Raw genomic sequence first — 16,393 nt, 5'->3', positions numbered from 1 at the left:
TTGCAAATTGGGGCTTACTTACATCAATGTCAATAAGGAAGCGTTTAAGCCCCGAAGAGTTCCGCATGACCGCACTGGAAAGCGCGCGCGCGATCCTGATCGAGGCGGGGCCGCAGGCGGTCACGCTCAAGGCCGTGGGCGCGCGGATCGGGCGGACCCATGCGAACCTGCTCCACCATTTCGGTTCGGCTGCCGGTCTGCAGAAGGCGCTGGCCGAGCACCTGACGGCGACCGTGTGCGATTCGGTGGCCGAAGCGGTTCGCGCTGCGCGCGCCGGGATCGCCTCCCCGCGCGAGGTGGTCGACATCGCCTTCGATGCGTTCGACCGGGAAGGTGGCGGCGCGCTCGTAAGCTGGATGCTGGCGACGGGGCAAGAAGACGCGATGGAGCCCTTCGTCGAAACCATCCACCGCATGGTCGACGAATTGAACCTCGACGAGGCTACACACGGCAAGCCCACGCCTGCCCATGACGCCACGCTTGGGGTGGTGCTGCTGGCGCTCGGCAACTCGCTGATGGGCGCCCCGCTGGCCGCATCGCTCAAGCTCCCCGACAGCCGCGCCCGAGACATCGCCCAGCGCCTGCTGGAACAATCGCTGGCGGCCGAGGTGGTAGGTTAGGGTGCGCTACCGCTCCGTGATGGGCAGAACACTTAACGGGATTTTATGCCTAGCATCGACCATGCTCGCTTCTGCCTGCCTCAAACCTGAGGCCATGGCGATGGACCGTGATGCCTCTTGTTCCCTGGTCCTTGCACACATCGTTGGACGTGTAGGCAAAATTCAAAGCGTATCAGGCTTTGAGGATCGCGAAATCGCGGTTCAATTCTCGAACTTCGGTATTCCGACGCGAGAGGAGTTGGTCGAATTTTCGAATACGCCCCCATCCTATGCGGATAGCGAAACCCTGCCGCTAATTCGCCAATCGGTTTTGCTTCGGGACACTGATCCCTTGAAGGAATGTGAGAACGTAGGCTTGTGGCTGGCACGTACCGGACTAATCACCGATCAAAGCCAAATCTCGGAGATAACCCGTGAGGAGAAGTGGTCGGCGACCGTGATTTCGGTTGCGATGCCCGCATTCGATGCGAATTCGGGTCGGGGCCTCATCTACGCGAGCGAGGACGCGGGCAGCATGGCCGGTGTCTCGGGAATCTTTCTATATCGCCTAGAGACCGACGAAAGCTGGACCGCCGTCGACGAAAAGGCGCTCTCGGTGAGTTGAGCGATTATCCCTCGTGCCGTTCGTACCATCAGCTATGAGCGATGTTGGCCACGTCCAACCAATCGGGCCAGGCGTCCGTTGCTACATCCGCAACGCGCACATGGCCGATGGCGTAGTTGAGTTCCGGCCACGCGTGCTTGCGGCGCTTTTCGTCGGACTTGTCGAACGGGACGACCAGCAGGCGGCGATTGACCTTCTGGCGCCAGTTCATGCGCGCGGTGTTTTCCTGGCCGATATAGCAGCCCTTTTCGAAGCTGACGCCGTTCAGCTCCGCCGCGTTGGTTTCGAGCCAGAGGATATCGCCGAGCTCGGCGCGGCCTTCCGGAACGCCGAGCGACAGGCGGTGCTTCGTCCACTCCGCATCGGCGGCCTCGTCCTCCTCCGCCACCGGCGCGAGCCAGCGCTGGCCAAGCGCGGCAAGGCGCGGGTCGGGCGCGCCGCCATCGCCTAATTCGGCCTGCCAGTGCACGCCGACGCCATCGTCCACCGCGATGTCGATCTTGCGGCGCAGGCGATAAAGCGAAAGGCGCTTGGCGAACTCCTCCGCATAGGCGGCCTCGCAATCGAGCAGCAGGCCGTCGCCGGCGGGCCAGACGATGCAGTCGAACATCGTCTTGCCCTGCGCGCTCAGCAGCGCCGCGTAGGCCGGCAGCTTGCCGGTCACGTCGTTGGTCAGCAGGCCTTGGAGGAACGCGGCCACGTCCTCGCCGTCGTCGGTGGGGGCAAGGCGGATCACGGCACGGTCGAACAGGCGGGTTGCATTCATGGCCGATAGATGGGGCGGGAGCGCGCGCTGCACAAGCAATGAGAGGATTGGCAAAGCGAGACGTGCCAATGACAAGGCGGTGGCTGTTCCGCCGCGCCCCGACGCGCTAGAGGAGCGCGCATGACCGAGACGATCACGATCCGCCGCCCCGACGACTGGCATCTCCACCTGCGCGACGGGGCCATGCTGGAGGCCGTGCTTCCCTACACCGCGCGCCAGTTTGCCCGGGCGATCGTGATGCCGAACCTCGCCCCGCCGGTCACGACGACGGCGGACGCGGCGGCCTATCGCGAGCGGATCCTGGCGGCCTTGCCGGAAGGCATGGACTTCACCCCGCTGATGACCGCCTACCTTACCGATACGACCGACGCAGGCGATCTTGCGCGCGGCCACGGCGAGGATGTGCTGACCGCTGCCAAGCTCTATCCTGCCGGCGCGACCACCAATTCAGCCAGCGGCGTGACCGACATCGCCAATATCATGGGTGTGCTGGAACGGATGGCCGAGATCGGCATGATCCTGTGCGTCCACGGCGAGGTGACGGACGGCGAGATCGACGTCTTCGATCGCGAGGCCGTGTTCATCGACCGCGTGCTTGCCCCGGTGGTCGAGCGCTTGCCCGAACTCAAGGTCGTGTTCGAACACATCACCACGCGCGATGCGGTGCAATTCGTGGAAGGGGCGGGGCCGAACGTCGCCGCCACGATCACGCCGCAGCACCTCCACATCAACCGCAACGCGATCTTTGCCGGCGGGATCAATCCGCACGCCTATTGCCTGCCCGTCGCCAAGCGCGAGGAGCACCGCCTCGCGCTGCGGGCCTTTGCGACCGGGGGCAGCGCCAAGGCCTTCCTCGGCACCGATAGCGCGCCCCACGCGCGCCATGCGAAGGAAAGCGCCTGCGGCTGCGCCGGTATTTTCAACGCGCCCTATGCGCTCGAAAGCTACATCGCCGTGTTCGAGGAAGAGGGCGCGCTGGACCGCTTCGAGGCCTTTGCCAGCGAAAACGGCCCGCGCTTCTACGGCCTTCCGCTGAACGAGGACAGGGTGACGCTGGCGAAATCGGCCACCGATGTGCCGGAGCGGATGGACGGCGAGCACGAGCTCACGCCATTCCATGCCGGTCAGCGGATCGGCTGGTCCTTCGCGGGCTGAGCTGCCGGCTGCGTGACGACCTCCGCAGGCGCGCGCTTGGCCCACAGGTCCAAGCAGAACAGCGCGATCGCCAGCCAGATCAGGATGAAGCACGCCAGTTGCGACGGACGCAGCTCCTCGCCGAAAACCGTGAGCCCCAGCACGAACACCATTGTCGGGGCGATGAACTGGATGAAGCCGAGCAGCGAGTAGGGCAGCCGCCGCGCCGCCGTGGCGAACAGCAGCAGTGGCACCCCGGTTACCACGCCCGCAGCCACGATCAGCAAGTCGAGCTGGAGCGACTGGCCCATCGCGGAACCGGCGGCGGTCTGTGTCGCGAACCAGCCGATCACCGCCATTGAAGGCAGCGCGAGCAGAGAGGCCTCGATCGTTAGCCCCGGCAGCGATCCGACCGGCGCCGTCTTGCGGACGAGGCCGTAGAGCGAAAAGCTGCACGCCAGCGTCAGCGTGATCCATAGCGTGTCGAGCGCGCCGAACAGCAGTATCGCCACGCCGCTGGCCGCGAGCGCCACTGCGAGCCACTGCCGCCAGCTCAGTTTCTCGCCAAGAAACAGCGTGCCGAGCGCGATATTGACCAGCGGGTTGAGGTAGTAGCCCAGGCTGGCGCCGTAGAGCTTGCCGTCCATGATGGCGTACACATAAACCAGCCAGTTGATGGCGATCAGGACGCTGCTGACAAGCAGCAGGCGCAGCACCTTCCAATCGCCGAAGGCCGCTTTCAGTTGTGGCACCTGACCGCGCAGCGCGACGATGGCGAGGCAGACGGGCACCGTCCACAGGATCCGCCAGCCGACGAATTCCACCGGCGGCACGGTCTTCACCAGTGCGAGATAGAGCGGCATCAGGCCCCACAGGACATAGGCCGCAATGGCATGCGGCAGCCCACTGCGGTTCTCGTCACCAGTTTGCGGGCCAGCCATCGCATCGCGGTAGGAGCGCTTGCCGGGCGGTGCAATCGCTCGTTTCGTCGCGGCTGAAAAACGCCTCGCCGACTGAGCGGGAATCTTGCAGCCCAGTTGCGCGCCGTTCACCTTCCTGATGCCAAAGCTGAACACAACAGGGAGCCAGGAGATTCCAGATGCGTAACATTTTCACCGCCACATCGCTCGCAGCAGCCGCTGCCGCCATGTCCCTCGCTGCGCCCGTCGGGGCTGCCGAAGTGCCTTCCGCGCAGCCGGCCGGCTTCACCATGGCGCTGCCCGCGTCGCCGATGGCTGCGAGCGGCCTCGAGACGGCAGAGCACCATCGCCGTGGGCACCGCCCGCGCGGCAATGCCTATGGGCATCGCCGCGATTCGCGCCGCTACTATGACGACGGCCAGCGCTACTATGGCGATCGCGTGACGCGGAACACCCGCGTGTGGCAGGGCCGTGACGGCCGTTATTACTGCCGCAAGGACGACGGCACGACCGGCCTGCTGATCGGCGCCGCAGTGGGCGCGCTTGCCGGACGCGAACTGGCCCGCGACCGTACGCTCGGCACCATCCTGGGTGCTGCCGTCGGCGGTCTTGCCGGCCGCGAGATCGACCGCTCGAACTCGCGCTGCCGCTAAACCAACGGAAAACCGCCGGGCCGAGGTCCGGCGTGCACCGGACGCAAGGGTCGCAATCTTAGTCGTCCGTGTGCAGGGGGCGCTTCGCCAGCGATGGCGGGGCGCCCTCGCTTTATGCTCAGGATGGATTACAGAGCGCTGCATGGTTCGCAATATCGCCCCGATCCTGCTCGTGCTCCTCTCCGCGTGCGGTGGCAGCGGGGAAGATGCCGTACCTCCGACCGAGGTGGCGCTGGAACGGCCGATAGCTTCGGATCCAGACCTCGCGCTCAGCAACGATAGCGACGCGGTGCTCGGGCTCGGCGGGGGCAGCGCGGCCGGCATGCCGGAAGTCGACTGGTCACCGGAAACGGTCGTCCGCATTCGCGAAAAGGCGGTCCGCCATGTCGGCGGCAACCAAACGATGCAGGACGCACCCGAAGCTGCCGAGACGCTGGAAGGAACGCCCGACATCCTGACGCTGGAGCAGCGCTTCGTTTCGAGCGGGATGGCGACGCGCGCCTGCAGCCGCACCGTCCGTTATGGCGGGCGCTATTCGGCGACGATGCCGCAGCCTTTCGCTCTCTATCCCGAAGCTGCCTTGCAGGATGCCGCCGGATCGGACGGGGAGGCCTGCAAGCTGCGCGGCGCCGTGTTCCGGACGCCGATGCCGGTGCAGGAAGTGCTCGACTTCTACTATACGCTGGGCGGCAAGGCCGGATTTCAGCAGGCGCGCGCCGAAATGGGCGAGACGCAGGTGCTGACCGGCGAGCGCAAGGGCCGCAAGTTCGCACTATATGTGAGCGAGATCGGCGACGGCGTGACCGAGGCCGAGCTGCTCGTCGCCAGCGACTGAGGCCGTCTCCTAGGCTTCGCGCAGGCCCACGCCGATGGTGGCGCGGGGTTGCTCCATCTCCGTGCTGGCGACCGGGTAGGCGCAGTAATCCGCCGCGTAGAACGCCGCCGGGCGGTGGTTGCCCGACAGGCCCACGCCGCCGAACGGAGCAGCAGAGGATGCGCCGTTGGTCGGCCGGTTCCAGTTGACGATGCCGGCGCGGATATTGGCCCAGAAGCGGTTGTATTCCTGCGGCGTGCCGCCCAGCAGGCTGGCCGACAGGCCGAAGCGCGTGTTGTTCGCCTCCGCGATCGCCTCGTCGAAATCGTCGACCTTGATCACCTGCAGCAGCGGGCCGAACAGCTCCACGTCGGGGCGGTCCTGCATCGCGGTGGTGTCGATGATCGCGGGGCTGACGAAGGGTAGGTCGTCATCCTTTCGGCGCATGTGCTTGATCGCCTTGCAGCCGTTGGACAGGAAATAGACGAAGCTCTCCGTCAGCTGGTCGGCCACGTTGTTGTCGATCACCGGACCCATGAACGGGGCCGGTTCGCCGAAGGGTTCCCCCACGATGAGCCGGTCGGCGAGGCGCTTCACCTGCTCCATCGTCTCGTCATAGAGCGATTTCTTCACGATCAGCCGGCGCGCGGCGGTGCAGCGCTGCCCGGCCGAGGTGAAGGCGGACTGGATGATCAGCGCCGCCGCATCGCTGATGAGCGGCGTGTCCCACATGATGATCGGGTTGTTGCCGCCCATTTCGAGCGCCACGATCTTGCCGGGATTGGTGGCGAGCCGCTTGTTAATCGCGATCCCCGCCTGCGCGCTGCCGGTGAACAGCACGCCGTCGATGCCGCGGTGGGCGACCAGCGCCTTGCCTTCTTCCGGCCCGCCGTGGAGCACCTGGACCACGGCGGCGCTGACCCCGGCCTTGTGAAAGCATTTCACCAGCAGTTCGCCGACGGCAGGCGTCTTCTCGCTCGGCTTGAAAACGACCGCGTTGCCCGCGATCAGTGCAGGCACGATGTGGCCGTTGGGTAGGTGAGCCGGGAAGTTGTAGGGACCAAGCACCGCCATCACGCCATGCGGCTTGTGCCGCAGCGCGGCGGTGCCCTGCAGCGCGCTGTCTAGCTTGCGCTGGCCAGTCCGTTCCGCATAGGCGCGGATCGAGATTTCAACCTTGCCGATCACCGCCTCGACTTCCGTGCGGGCTTCCCACATCGGCTTGCCGGTCTCGCGCGCGATCAGTTCGGCGAAATTCTCTTGCTCCTTGCGCAATTCGTTGGCGAAGCGGCGCATGAGCTCGATCCGGTTGGCGAGGGGCTGCGCGGCCCATGCGGGCCATGCGCGGCGCGCCCGGTCGACCGTGGCGTCGACATCGCCGGCGACACCGCGCCACAATTCCCGCCCCGTCGCCGGTTCGGTCGAAATAATCGCGTCGCTACTCATGTTTGATCGGTTCCATCCCCGTTTCGCAGCGCTGATAGCCGCGTTTTTCCAAGCTTTCCAGTGAAGCGCGTTCGATATTGATAACTATGCGCGATGCACCTCTCCCATGCCTCGCAGCGCGTCGACCTTGGCGTGGAGCGGGCCCCAGTCGTCGTCCCGGTCGATCGCCGCCCAGATCGCCTCTACCTCGTCGATCAGCATGGTTTCCGGCCTGTCGCCCTGCCAGTAATCGTGATCGTTCTCGACCGCTTCATACTGCGCCATGATTTCGCCGAGGGCATGGTCGGCATTGCGCCCGCCGCGGTGGCGGAAGAAGAAGGCATCGGGCGGCTCGTTGCTGGAGCGAAGGGCAGCTTCCGACAGGGAGACGAGCTGGCGGTCGACTTCGTCGCCGCGGGGCTTCAGTCCCAGCCGCTGGCACCAGCGCCGCGCCATCGCCGCCTCGTAAAGCGGCCCGAAGCGGTCCATCGCGGCGATCAGAGGCGGCGCCTCGCAGATCGACCGCAGCGCGATGGCGAGCTGCGCGCTGTTCCAGCGCATCGCTTCCGGCTGGCGGGCGAACGCGTAAAGACCCGCATGGTCGAAATAGGCGGCGGTGAAGCCCGGCTCCCACCTGGGCAGGAATCGCCAAGGGCCGTAATCGAAGCTTTCGCCGGTGATGTTCATGTTGTCGGTGTTGAGCACGCCGTGGACGAAGCCCCCGACCATGTAGCTGGCGGCAAGTTCCGCCATGCGTTCGACCACCTGGTGCAGCAGGCGTACGGCCGGTTCCCCGCGATCCGGCGCGTCGTCCGGCGGCTCTGCGCCGGGATAATGACGCAGACAGTAATCGACCAGCTCGCGCAGGTGATCGTGCTCCTCCAGCAAGGCGAGCCGCTGGAAGCTGCCGATGCGGATATGGCTGTGCTGCAGCCGCACCAGCACGGCGGAGCGGGTGGGCGAAGGCTCGTCGCCCCGCTCCAGCTGCTCGCCGGTTTCGATGACGGAGAACGTGCGGCTGGTCTCGACGCCCAGCGCCTCCAGCATTTCCGTGGCGAGGATTTCGCGCACCGCGCCTTTCAGCGTCAGCCGCCCGTCGCCCTGCCGGCTGTAGGGCGTCTGGCCCGAACCCTTGGTGCCGAGGTCGAGGATTCGGTCGCCGCCGTCCTTCAGCTGCGCGAACAGGAACCCGCGCCCGTCGCCGATATCCGGGTTGTACACGCGGAACTGGTGCCCGTGATAGCGCAGGGCGAGGGGGTGAGGGAGGTTGTCTGCCAGCGGCTCGAACCGGCCGAAATGGCGGATCCAGTCCTCGTCCGGCAGGCTTTGCAGCCCGACTTGCGCCGCTGCACGGTCGTTGCGGAAACGCAAAACAGTCTGCGGGAAATCGGCGGGCGCGACCGGATCGCCCAGCCACTGCGCCACCTCCCCGATGATCGGCGCGGGGCGGTAGGCGACAGGGTCGGGATTGCGCGGCATCTTCCCTAAGTGGGCGAGGGGCGCTAGCAGCGCAAGCCATTGACACGCGCGCCGCGCCCGGCTCGCGGGGAGGGGATCAGACCATTGGCCAGTGCCGCCCACGAAGACCGCTATTGGGACAGTCCTGACGGGCTGAAGCTGCATTACCGCCACTACGACGGCGACGCGGCTGCGCTCCCCGTGATCTGCATGCCGGGCCTGACCCGCAACGCCCGCGATTTCGAGGAGCTGGCGGAGCACCTGGCCGGCAAGCGCCGCGTGCTGTGCGTGGATTTCCGCGGCCGGGGCGACAGCGAATATGCGCGCGACCCGATGACCTATAACCCGGTGGTCTATGCCGGCGACGTCGCCGCGCTGCTTGACCAGGCGGAGATCGAGCGGTTCGTCGCCATCGGGACCTCGCTCGGCGGTCTCGTGACCTCGCTGCTGGCGACGATGCATGGCGGCAAGATCGCCGGCTATGTCATCAATGATATCGGCCCCGACATCGACCCAGAGGGGATCGAACGCATCAAGACCTATGTCGGCGTCGGCGGCAGCTATCCCACGTGGATGCACGCGGCGCGGTCCCTGCAGGAAGGACACGGGGAGACGTTCCCCGACTGGTCGCTGGAAGACTGGCTCGCCTTTGCCAAGAAATGCATGACCGTGGGCGGCAACGGGCGGATCGTGTTCGATTATGACATGAAGATCGCCGAACCCTTCCGCCAGTCGGACGGCGCGCCCGATGTCGACCTGTGGCCCGCCTTCGAGGCTCTGGGCGGGCGGCCGGGCCTGCTGGTGCGCGGCGAGCAGTCCGACTTGCTGACGCCCGCCACGCGCGACGCCATGCTGGCCCGGATCGACGGGCTGGAAAGCGTCACGGTGCCCCGCGTGGGCCATGCGCCGACGCTGGCGGAGCCGGAGGCCATCGCCGCCATCGACGCGCTGCTGGGGAAAGCGGGATGAGCGAAGCCCGCCGGCCCGCGCGCATCCTTCACCTGCATTCCAGCTTCGCCCCCGGCGGCAAGGAACTGCGCAGCGTCCAACTGATCAATGCCTTCGGCCGCTCTGCCGAGCACGAGATCGTTTCCGCCGACAGGAACCAGTACGGCGCCTCCAAGGCGATCAAGCCGGGCCTTCGCGTGCGCTATCCCCGCAGCTTCCCCTCCTTGACGGGCAAGCCCACGCCGCGCCGCCTGCTGAAAATGGCGCAGGCGATGGCGAATTACGACCTCATCCTGACCTATAACTGGGGCGCGATGGACGCCGCGATGGCGCACACCGCCTTTGCGGAGCGGATGGGCCTGCCGCCGCTGATCCACCACGAGGACGGCTTCAATTCGGACGAGGCGAAGAAGCTGAAGTGGTCGCGCAACTGGTATCGCCGGATCGCGCTTGGCCGGTCGGCGGCGGTCGTCGTGCCGTCGCACATCCTCGGCCGGATCGCGCGCCAGACCTGGAGCCAGCCGGCGGACCGCGTGAAGCGCATTCCCAACGGTATCGACGTGTCCGCCTTCCGCAAGAAGCCGAAGCGCAGCGCCCTGCCGCGCCTGATCAAGCGGCCGGGCGAAATGTGGCTCGGTACCATGGCTGGTTTGCGCGAGGTGAAACGCCTCGACCGGTTGGTGGAAGTCGTCGGCAAACTGCCCGACAACTGGCACCTCGTCATTTTCGGAGAGGGGCCGGAGCGCGAGGCCATCCTCGAGACTGCGGACCGATACGAGATAAGCGACCGCGTCCACCTGCCCGGCCACGTGAAGGATCCAGCGAAGGTGATCGGCCTCCTCGATATCTTCGCGCTCTCTTCCGACAGCGAACAGTTTCCGATTTCGGTGCTGGAGGCGATGGCCGCCGGGCTTCCGGTCGCCGCGCCCGATGTCGGCGACATCTTCGCCATGGTCGCGCCCGAAAACGAGGAATTCATCGTCCCGCCCGGCGATAGCGAGGCACTTATTCAGGCCGTCCGCACCCTGAGTTCCGACGCCGAGCTGCGCGAGCGCATCGGCATGGCAAACAAGGCGAACGTGACGGCCGAATACGGCGAGGCGCGGATGATCGAGGCCTACCGAGATCTCTACAACCGTTTCCTGCCGGCCCACGCCCGCCTGCAGGCCTGAGCCGGTTCACCGCAACTTCATTTGCCGGACGACATCTTCGGCGGACCAGTTGAATAGTCCCCGCCATGCGCTAAAGAGCGCGCCATTCCGAAATTGACAGCGAAAGTGGCTTTTTGTGGCCCTGACACCCAAGACCCCGCCGGCAAGTATCGGCAATGAGCCCAGCAAGAAGGAACGCGTCGCCGATGCGGAGCAGGAAGCCCTGCTGCGCGAAGTGGACGAGGCGGTCCGTACCGATACGTTCGAAGGCTTCGCCAAGAAATATGGCACGGCCATCGTCGCGGGCGTCGTACTGCTGCTGGCGGCGTTCGGCGGCTACCTGTGGTGGAATTCCAGCCAGAAGGCCGAGCGCGAGGTCGTTTCCGAAGAGCTGATCCGCGGCATCGACCAGGTCGAAGGCAATGCGAACGCCAGCGAAACGCTCGCCACGGTGGAGGCCGATGGCGGTCCGGCCCAGCAGGCAGCAGCGATCATGCTGCGCGCGTCTGCCGCCCAGCGGCAGGGTAACAACGCGGAAGCGATCAAGCTGTTCGACCAAGTCGCCGCCATGGGCGATGCGCCCGCTGCGCTGCGCGACGGGGCGACGATCCGCGCGGTTGCCGCCGGTTACGACACGATGCAGCCGTCGGACGTGATCCAGCGGTTGGCCCCGCTCGCAAAACCGGGCAACCCGTGGTTCGCCAGCGCTGCCGAAATGAGCGCGCACGCCTATCTTGCACAGGGAAAGCCGAACCAAGCCGGCCCGCTGCTGGTCGCAATCGCCCAGGACGATACACTGCCGAACACGATCCGCCAGCGCACCCGGCAACTGGCCGGATCGCTCGGCTTCGATGCGATCGACAACGTGGCGGAGATCGTCGGCCCGCAAGGCGCGGCAGCGCCGGCCGCAGCCGAATAGGACTTCAGAGGATTTTCGAATGACCCGCACCAAGCCTTTCTCTTTCCTCGCGGTTTCGGCGATGGCGCTGGCCGTATCCGGTTGCGGCATCTTCGGCGGCAGCGACGACAAGACGACCACGCCGACGGTCGGCAACCGGGTGCCGATCTTGTCGCAGATCCGCGCGGGCGCAGTGGTCGATCCCTCGCTCGCAGGCGTGTCGGTGATCGTGCCGGCAGCGCAGGCGAACGCGGACTGGCCCCAGCCGGGCGGCGCGGCCAGCAACGCCATCGGCCACGTCGCGCTCGGCGCCACGCCGGCGCTGGCATGGACCGCGCAGATCGAAGGCTCCAACGACCGGCGCCGTCTCGGCTCCTCTCCGGTGGTCGGCGGCGGCAAGCTGTTCGTGGTCGACACCAGCGGCACGATCCGCGCGTTCGACGCGGCGAGCGGCGGTGCGCTGTGGACCAAGGCGCTGGAGCGGCCTGACGGTTCGCAGAACGCTGCCTTCGGCGGCGGCGTCAGCTATGCCGGCGGCCAGCTGTTCGCGACCGATGGCACCGGCAACGTCGTGGCGATGAGCGCCGACACGGGTGAAATCCGCTGGCAGGTGAAGCCCGCCGGTCCGCTGCGCAACGCACCCACCGTGGCCTTCAACCAGGTCTTCGTGATGACGCAGGACAACCAGATCCACGCACTGAGCACGCTCGACGGTTCGGCCATCTGGTCGGACACGGCAGCCGCAGGCACTGCCGGCGTCTTCGGCGTCGGTGCCCCGGCGGCAGCGCAGGGTTCGGTCATTGCGGGTTATAGCTCTGGCGAACTGACCGCCTATCGGTACGAAAACGGCCGCAACCTGTGGTCCGACGCGCTTGCCCGCACCTCGATTTCCACCCAGGTCGGCACGCTGACCGACGTCGACGCCGGGCCGATCATCGAGTCGGGCAAGGTCTACGCACTGGGGCAGGGCGGCCGCATGGCAGCCTACGACCTGCTGAGCGGCCAGCGCCAGTGGGAACTCAACATCGCCGGTATTTCCACCCCCGCGGTGGCGGGCGAGTGGCTGTTCGTGCTGACGGACGAGGCGGAACTGCTGTCCATCCAGCGCACGACCGGCAAGGTCCGCTGGATTTCCCAGCTCGACCGCTACCGCGACGCGAAGGACCGCGAGGGCGAGATTTTCTGGACCGGGCCGGTGCTCGCCGGCAATTCGCTGTGGGTCGCCAGCAGCCGCGGTGCGGTCAAGCGCGTCGACGTAATGTCGGGCGCCATCGCCGACTTCCAGCAGCTGAACAGCGGCGTTTCCCTGCCGCCGATCGTGGCCGGCGGGACGATGTATATCCTGGAAGACAACGGCCGCATCAACGCCTACCGCTAGGGCTCGCCCGCGGCCTTTACCGCGGCATTAACCCTTCTGCGCTACGGCGCGAGGGGTATGGACACCACGCGCACGATCCCCGCGGCCCGCCCGGTTAGCGATGTCAGCGCCGCCGTCGGCCTCGTCGGGCTGGCGACGCTTGCCGCGTGGGTCATGGTGTGCCGCAACTGGCCTGCCATCGCCCCCCATTTCGGCTTCGACCCCGCCCTGGGCCGGCTCGACGGGCCCTATGCCGCATTGCTCGGCGTGGTCTTCTCCGGCCTCGCGATGAGCGTGTGGTCGGTGGTGGTCGAGAAAGTCCACCGCAATGCCTCGACCGGGATGGCGTGGGACGACCCGCGCCCCTTGCATGCCGTACTGGATGTGTCCGTGGTCAAGCTCGCCGGGCTGTGGACCACCTTTGCACTGATCGCGGCTTTCTACTGCCTCGGCCGGTGGTACTGGAACGGTAGCTACCAGTTCTCGATGCACGTGCTCGGCTATGCGGCGATCCCGCTGGTCCTGCTGTCCGTGCCCTATGTCCTGTGGATCGACCGCCGCATGGTCGAACCGCGCGATGCCAGCTGGCATTTCGGCGCGATGCTGCTCGGCCGCGATGGCTGGGAAATGGCGGCGGTGAAGAAGCATGGCCGCGCCTGGTTCATCAAGGCGTTTTTCACCGCCTTCATGCTCTCCATCATTCCGGGCGGCTTTTCCTACCTCGTGATGGCCGACATCGGCGCGGTCGCGGGCAATCCGGTGGCGCTGGGCGAGGTGCTGTTCGCTGCGCTGTTCCTGGTCGACGTGCAGATCGGCACGGTCGGTTACCTGCTCACCTTCCGCCCGCTCGACAGCCACATCCGCAGCGGCAACCCGTTGCTGGCGGGCTGGATCGCGGCGCTGATCTGCTACCCGCCGCTGGTGTGGGGCATCATGGGCGGCCCGGGCATCTTCACCAACGGCGAGGGTGGCCTGCTGGGATACGAGGTGGGCACCGGCGGCTGGGCGCATTGGCTGGGCGGCAGCGAGCTGTTGCTGTGGGTCTGGATGAGCTGGCTGGTGTTCCTGACCGCGGTCTATGCCTGGGCGACCTTCGCTTTCGGCATCCGCTTTTCGAACCTCACCTATCGCGGGGTCGTGACGAACGGTCCTTATGCCTTCACCCGCCACCCGGCCTATGTGTCGAAGAACCTGTTCTGGTGGAGCAGCGTGCTGCCCTTCGCGGTCGTCAACGGATCGACTACCGACATGGTCCGCAACACCGTGTTCCTCGGCGTGGTGAGCGCGATTTATTACTGGCGCGCGCGTACCGAAGAGGCGCACCTGCTGGCCGAGGATCCGAAGTACCGCGAATATTACGACTGGATGGGAGAGCACGGCGCGTTGACCGCGCGGCTGCGCAAGCTGGTGCGCTTCGCCAATCCGCGCAAGTCCGGGCCGCCGGTCATGCATCCGGCAGAATAAGGCGCCTTAGAAGCGTTCCTCGTAAACGCGCGAAATATCGCCGCCCCACGGGCCGTGGTATTTGTCCAGAAGGAGCTGGGCGGGCGACTTGCCGCTTTCGATAATGGCATCGAGCGGGCGCAGGAAACCGGTCTCGTTGTCGCCGCTGGTGGAAGGATTGCCGCGCGCGGCGAGGCCTTGCCGCGCGATTGCGAGCACGTCCTTGCCGAGTTCCTGCAAGGTCCGCCCGCCGGGCACGGCAGCTGCCAGCCCTTCCTTCGGCACCGCGTTGCGCAGCGCCTCGCGCTCTTCCATCGACCAGTCCTTGACCAAGTCCCACGCCGCATCGAGCGCACCCTGGTCGTAAAGCAGGCCGACCCATAGTGCGGGGAGGGCGCAGATGCGGTTCCATGGGCCGCCATCGGCCCCGCGCATTTCGAGGAAGCTTTTCAGCCGCACTTCGGGGAAGGCGGTGGACAGGTGATCCCACCAATCGCTCTCCGTCGGCTTCTCGCCGGGAAGCTGCGGCAGCTTGCCGTCCATGAACGCGCGGAAACTCTCGCCCGCGCAGTCGATGTACCGGCCGTCCCGCACCACGAAATACATCGGCACGTCGAGCATGTAGTCGACATAGCGCTCGTAACCGAAGCCCTCTTCGAACACGAAGGGCAGCATGCCCGTGCGGTGCGGATCGGTGTCGGACCAGATGTGGCTGCGATAGCTCAGGTAGCCGTTGGGCTTGCCCTCGGTGAACGGCGAGTTGGCGAACAATGCGGTGGCGAGCGGCTGCAACGCCAGGCCGACGCGGAATTTCTGCGCCATGTCCGCTTCGGACGAATAGTCGAGGTTCACCTGGATCGTGCAGGTGCGCAGCATCATGTCGAGGCCGAGATTGCCGACCTTGGGCATGTGCCGCATCATGATGCCGTACCGCCCCTTGGGCATCACCGGCAGTTCGCCGCGCGTCTTGTCCGGCCACATGCCCAGGCCGAGCATCCCGACGCCCAGTTTCTTGCCGATCGTCTTCACCTGGTGGAGGTGGCGCTGGGCCTCGTTGCAGGTTTCGTGAAGGGAATTGAGCGGCGCGCCCGACAACTCGAACTGTCCGGCGGGTTCCAGGCTGATCGTGCCATCCTCGCCCGCCATGGCGATGACCTTCCCGCCTTCCTCGACCGGCTCCCACCCGTATTCGCGCATGGCGAGCAGGATATCGCGGATGCCGCCGGGTTCGTCGTAGGACGGGGCGCGGTGGTCCTCGGTCCGGAAGACCAGCTTCTCGTGCTCGGTTCCGATCCGCCAGCGATCCTTCGGTTTCTCGCCCGCCTGCATCGGCGCGACGAGCTGGTCGCGGCTTTCGATCACGGGATCGTTGCTATCTGAAACTGTCCGGGTCGACATGGTTTCGCCCTAAGCAAGTCGCGGCGAATTCGCCAAGCGCTATTTCCAGTCGCCGGCGATACCCATCCACAGTGCGGTGGCGGCAATGGCGGCGGTCTCGCCGCGCAATATGCGGGGACCGAGCGCAATGGCGCGCGCCTGTGGGTGGGCGCGGATGGCGGCGCGCTCGGCATCGTCGAAGCCGCCTTCGGGGCCGACCAGCAGCGCGGCCGGACCTGCGGCGGATGCAAAAGCTCCGGCTGCCGGATCGCCGCCCGTCTCGTCCGCGAAGAACAGCACGCGGTCCTCCGGCCAGCCTGCCAGCAGCGTGTCGAGCTTCACCGGCGCGGCAACTTGCGGCAAGGCTGTGCGCGCGCATTGCTCTGCCGCTTCGGTGACGATGGTCTGCGCGCGCGCATCGTTCAGCTTGTCGGCGACGCAGCGGCGGGTGACGACCGGGTGGATGGCCGCCACGCCCAGCTCGGTCGCCTTTTCGAGCACGAGATCGAAGCGGTCTTTCTTGAGGAGGGCGGGAACGAGCCAGAAGTCTGGCACGTCCTCGCGCGGGCGCAATTGCTCGTCCACTACAAGCGTGACGCTGCGCCGGTCCGCCGACTCCACCCGGGCCACCCATTCGCCGGTCGCATCGTCACACAGGATCATCGCATCGCCGGGCCTGGCGCGCATGACACGGGCGAGATAATTCGCCTGGTTGCCGTCCAGCGAAACCACCGCTCCCTGCGCCAGCCGCTGCCCGACGAACAGACGCGGCGCGCTGCGCGGGGGCCATGCGGGGGTCTTGGGATCATGCGTCGCCGGCATGGC

Annotated in this window: 16 protein-coding genes; 10 read left to right on the top strand and 6 right to left on the bottom strand. The window is 66.5% G+C overall.

Annotated features, from left to right (window positions below; translation table 11 throughout):
• Window positions 1-26: 26 nt before the first annotated feature.
• Complete coding sequence (locus tag VCJ71_RS05515) at window positions 27-620, top strand: TetR/AcrR family transcriptional regulator (protein WP_324639700.1); 594 nt, start codon at window positions 27-29, stop codon at window positions 618-620.
• A gap of 1 nt (window position 621) precedes the next feature.
• The gene (locus tag VCJ71_RS05510) at window positions 622-1,224 is read left to right on the top strand and encodes a hypothetical protein (protein ID WP_324639699.1); all 603 of its coding nucleotides are present in this window, start codon (window positions 622-624) and stop codon (window positions 1,222-1,224) included.
• A gap of 28 nt (window positions 1,225-1,252) precedes the next feature.
• Here the strand turns inward: VCJ71_RS05510 and ygfZ are convergent, their stop codons facing one another.
• Window positions 1,253-1,990: a CAF17-like 4Fe-4S cluster assembly/insertion protein YgfZ gene (ygfZ, locus tag VCJ71_RS05505; RefSeq protein ID WP_324639698.1), complete on the bottom strand. Its 738-nt coding sequence runs from the start codon at window positions 1,988-1,990 to the stop codon at window positions 1,253-1,255.
• 120 nt (window positions 1,991-2,110) lie between these two features.
• Between ygfZ and pyrC the strand changes: the two genes are divergently transcribed.
• Window positions 2,111-3,145 carry a dihydroorotase gene (gene pyrC, locus VCJ71_RS05500; protein ID WP_324639697.1) on the top strand — a complete coding sequence of 345 codons (1,035 nt, stop codon included), beginning with the start codon at window positions 2,111-2,113 and terminating at the stop codon, window positions 3,143-3,145.
• On the opposite strand, the gene rarD is transcribed toward pyrC, so the two are convergent.
• Window positions 3,115-4,065: an EamA family transporter RarD gene (rarD, locus tag VCJ71_RS05495; protein WP_324639696.1), complete on the bottom strand. Its 951-nt coding sequence runs from the start codon at window positions 4,063-4,065 to the stop codon at window positions 3,115-3,117. The two genes, pyrC and rarD, sit on opposite strands and share 31 nt — an antisense overlap.
• A 158-nt stretch (window positions 4,066-4,223) precedes the next feature.
• On the opposite strand from rarD, the gene VCJ71_RS05490 reads away from it, so the two are divergent.
• Both VCJ71_RS05490 and VCJ71_RS05485 read left to right on the top strand, forming a co-directional pair.
• Window positions 4,224-4,697, top strand: coding sequence for a glycine zipper 2TM domain-containing protein (locus VCJ71_RS05490; protein WP_324639695.1), 474 nt, complete (start codon window positions 4,224-4,226; stop codon window positions 4,695-4,697).
• Between the two features lie 142 nt (window positions 4,698-4,839).
• Complete coding sequence (locus VCJ71_RS05485) at window positions 4,840-5,532, top strand: hypothetical protein (protein WP_324639694.1); 693 nt, start codon at window positions 4,840-4,842, stop codon at window positions 5,530-5,532.
• Between the two features lie 9 nt (window positions 5,533-5,541).
• On the opposite strand, the gene astD is transcribed toward VCJ71_RS05485, so the two are convergent.
• Together astD and VCJ71_RS05475 are read right to left on the bottom strand one after the other, a co-directional pair.
• Window positions 5,542-6,957 carry a succinylglutamate-semialdehyde dehydrogenase gene (astD, locus tag VCJ71_RS05480; protein ID WP_324639693.1) on the bottom strand — a complete coding sequence of 472 codons (1,416 nt, stop codon included), beginning with the start codon at window positions 6,955-6,957 and terminating at the stop codon, window positions 5,542-5,544.
• A gap of 84 nt (window positions 6,958-7,041) precedes the next feature.
• Window positions 7,042-8,415, bottom strand: a complete 1,374-nt coding sequence (locus VCJ71_RS05475; RefSeq protein ID WP_324639692.1) for a protein adenylyltransferase SelO family protein — start codon at window positions 8,413-8,415, stop codon at window positions 7,042-7,044.
• 84 nt (window positions 8,416-8,499) lie between these two features.
• Between VCJ71_RS05475 and VCJ71_RS05470 the strand changes: the two genes are divergently transcribed.
• The 5 genes from VCJ71_RS05470 to VCJ71_RS05450 all read left to right on the top strand — a co-directional run bounded on the left by VCJ71_RS05470 (window position 8,500) and on the right by VCJ71_RS05450 (window position 14,212).
• Window positions 8,500-9,363 carry an alpha/beta fold hydrolase gene (locus VCJ71_RS05470; protein WP_324639691.1) on the top strand — a complete coding sequence of 288 codons (864 nt, stop codon included), beginning with the start codon at window positions 8,500-8,502 and terminating at the stop codon, window positions 9,361-9,363.
• Window positions 9,360-10,514 carry a glycosyltransferase family 4 protein gene (locus tag VCJ71_RS05465; RefSeq protein ID WP_324639690.1) on the top strand — a complete coding sequence of 385 codons (1,155 nt, stop codon included), beginning with the start codon at window positions 9,360-9,362 and terminating at the stop codon, window positions 10,512-10,514. Before VCJ71_RS05470 ends, VCJ71_RS05465 begins: the two co-directional genes overlap by 4 nt.
• Window positions 10,515-10,629: 115 nt before the next feature.
• Window positions 10,630-11,412, top strand: coding sequence for a tetratricopeptide repeat protein (locus tag VCJ71_RS05460; protein ID WP_324639689.1), 783 nt, complete (start codon window positions 10,630-10,632; stop codon window positions 11,410-11,412).
• A gap of 19 nt (window positions 11,413-11,431) precedes the next feature.
• The gene (locus tag VCJ71_RS05455) at window positions 11,432-12,769 is read left to right on the top strand and encodes an outer membrane protein assembly factor BamB family protein (RefSeq protein ID WP_324639688.1); all 1,338 of its coding nucleotides are present in this window, start codon (window positions 11,432-11,434) and stop codon (window positions 12,767-12,769) included.
• Window positions 12,770-12,826: 57 nt separating this feature from the next.
• A complete protein-coding gene (locus tag VCJ71_RS05450; RefSeq protein ID WP_324639687.1) occupies window positions 12,827-14,212 on the top strand; it encodes a methyltransferase family protein in 1,386 nt (461 codons plus the stop codon).
• 6 nt (window positions 14,213-14,218) lie between these two features.
• Here the strand turns inward: VCJ71_RS05450 and VCJ71_RS05445 are convergent, their stop codons facing one another.
• On the bottom strand, window positions 14,219-15,589 hold the full coding sequence (locus tag VCJ71_RS05445) for a glutamate--cysteine ligase (RefSeq protein ID WP_324639686.1): 1,371 nt from the start codon (window positions 15,587-15,589) through the stop codon (window positions 14,219-14,221).
• Window positions 15,590-15,628: 39 nt separating this feature from the next.
• Window positions 15,629-16,390, bottom strand: coding sequence for a 16S rRNA (uracil(1498)-N(3))-methyltransferase (locus VCJ71_RS05440; protein WP_324639685.1), 762 nt, complete (start codon window positions 16,388-16,390; stop codon window positions 15,629-15,631).
• Window positions 16,391-16,393 lie beyond the last annotated feature (3 nt).

It is taken from the genome of Pseudoblastomonas aquimaris, from assembly GCF_035481675.1.
GTDB lineage: Bacteria > Pseudomonadota > Alphaproteobacteria > Sphingomonadales > Sphingomonadaceae > Alteriqipengyuania_B.
The sequence above is the reverse complement of the archived record's forward strand: the minus strand, read 5'-3'. Positions and strand labels throughout refer to the sequence as shown.

Coding starts and splice junctions, on each gene's coding strand:
- VCJ71_RS05515 (WP_324639700.1), top strand. CDS start 27: ATGTCAATAAGGAAGCGTTTAAGCCCCGAAGAGTTCCGCATGACCGCA.
- ygfZ (WP_324639698.1), bottom strand. CDS start 1,990: ATGAATGCAACCCGCCTGTTCGACCGTGCCGTGATCCGCCTTGCCCCC.
- pyrC (WP_324639697.1), top strand. CDS start 2,111: ATGACCGAGACGATCACGATCCGCCGCCCCGACGACTGGCATCTCCAC.
- rarD (WP_324639696.1), bottom strand. CDS start 4,065: ATGGCTGGCCCGCAAACTGGTGACGAGAACCGCAGTGGGCTGCCGCAT.
- VCJ71_RS05490 (WP_324639695.1), top strand. CDS start 4,224: ATGCGTAACATTTTCACCGCCACATCGCTCGCAGCAGCCGCTGCCGCC.
- VCJ71_RS05485 (WP_324639694.1), top strand. CDS start 4,840: ATGGTTCGCAATATCGCCCCGATCCTGCTCGTGCTCCTCTCCGCGTGC.
- astD (WP_324639693.1), bottom strand. CDS start 6,957: ATGAGTAGCGACGCGATTATTTCGACCGAACCGGCGACGGGGCGGGAA.
- VCJ71_RS05475 (WP_324639692.1), bottom strand. CDS start 8,415: ATGCCGCGCAATCCCGACCCTGTCGCCTACCGCCCCGCGCCGATCATC.
- VCJ71_RS05465 (WP_324639690.1), top strand. CDS start 9,360: ATGAGCGAAGCCCGCCGGCCCGCGCGCATCCTTCACCTGCATTCCAGC.
- VCJ71_RS05455 (WP_324639688.1), top strand. CDS start 11,432: ATGACCCGCACCAAGCCTTTCTCTTTCCTCGCGGTTTCGGCGATGGCG.
- VCJ71_RS05450 (WP_324639687.1), top strand. CDS start 12,827: ATGGACACCACGCGCACGATCCCCGCGGCCCGCCCGGTTAGCGATGTC.
- VCJ71_RS05445 (WP_324639686.1), bottom strand. CDS start 15,589: ATGTCGACCCGGACAGTTTCAGATAGCAACGATCCCGTGATCGAAAGC.
- VCJ71_RS05440 (WP_324639685.1), bottom strand. CDS start 16,390: ATGCCGGCGACGCATGATCCCAAGACCCCCGCATGGCCCCCGCGCAGC.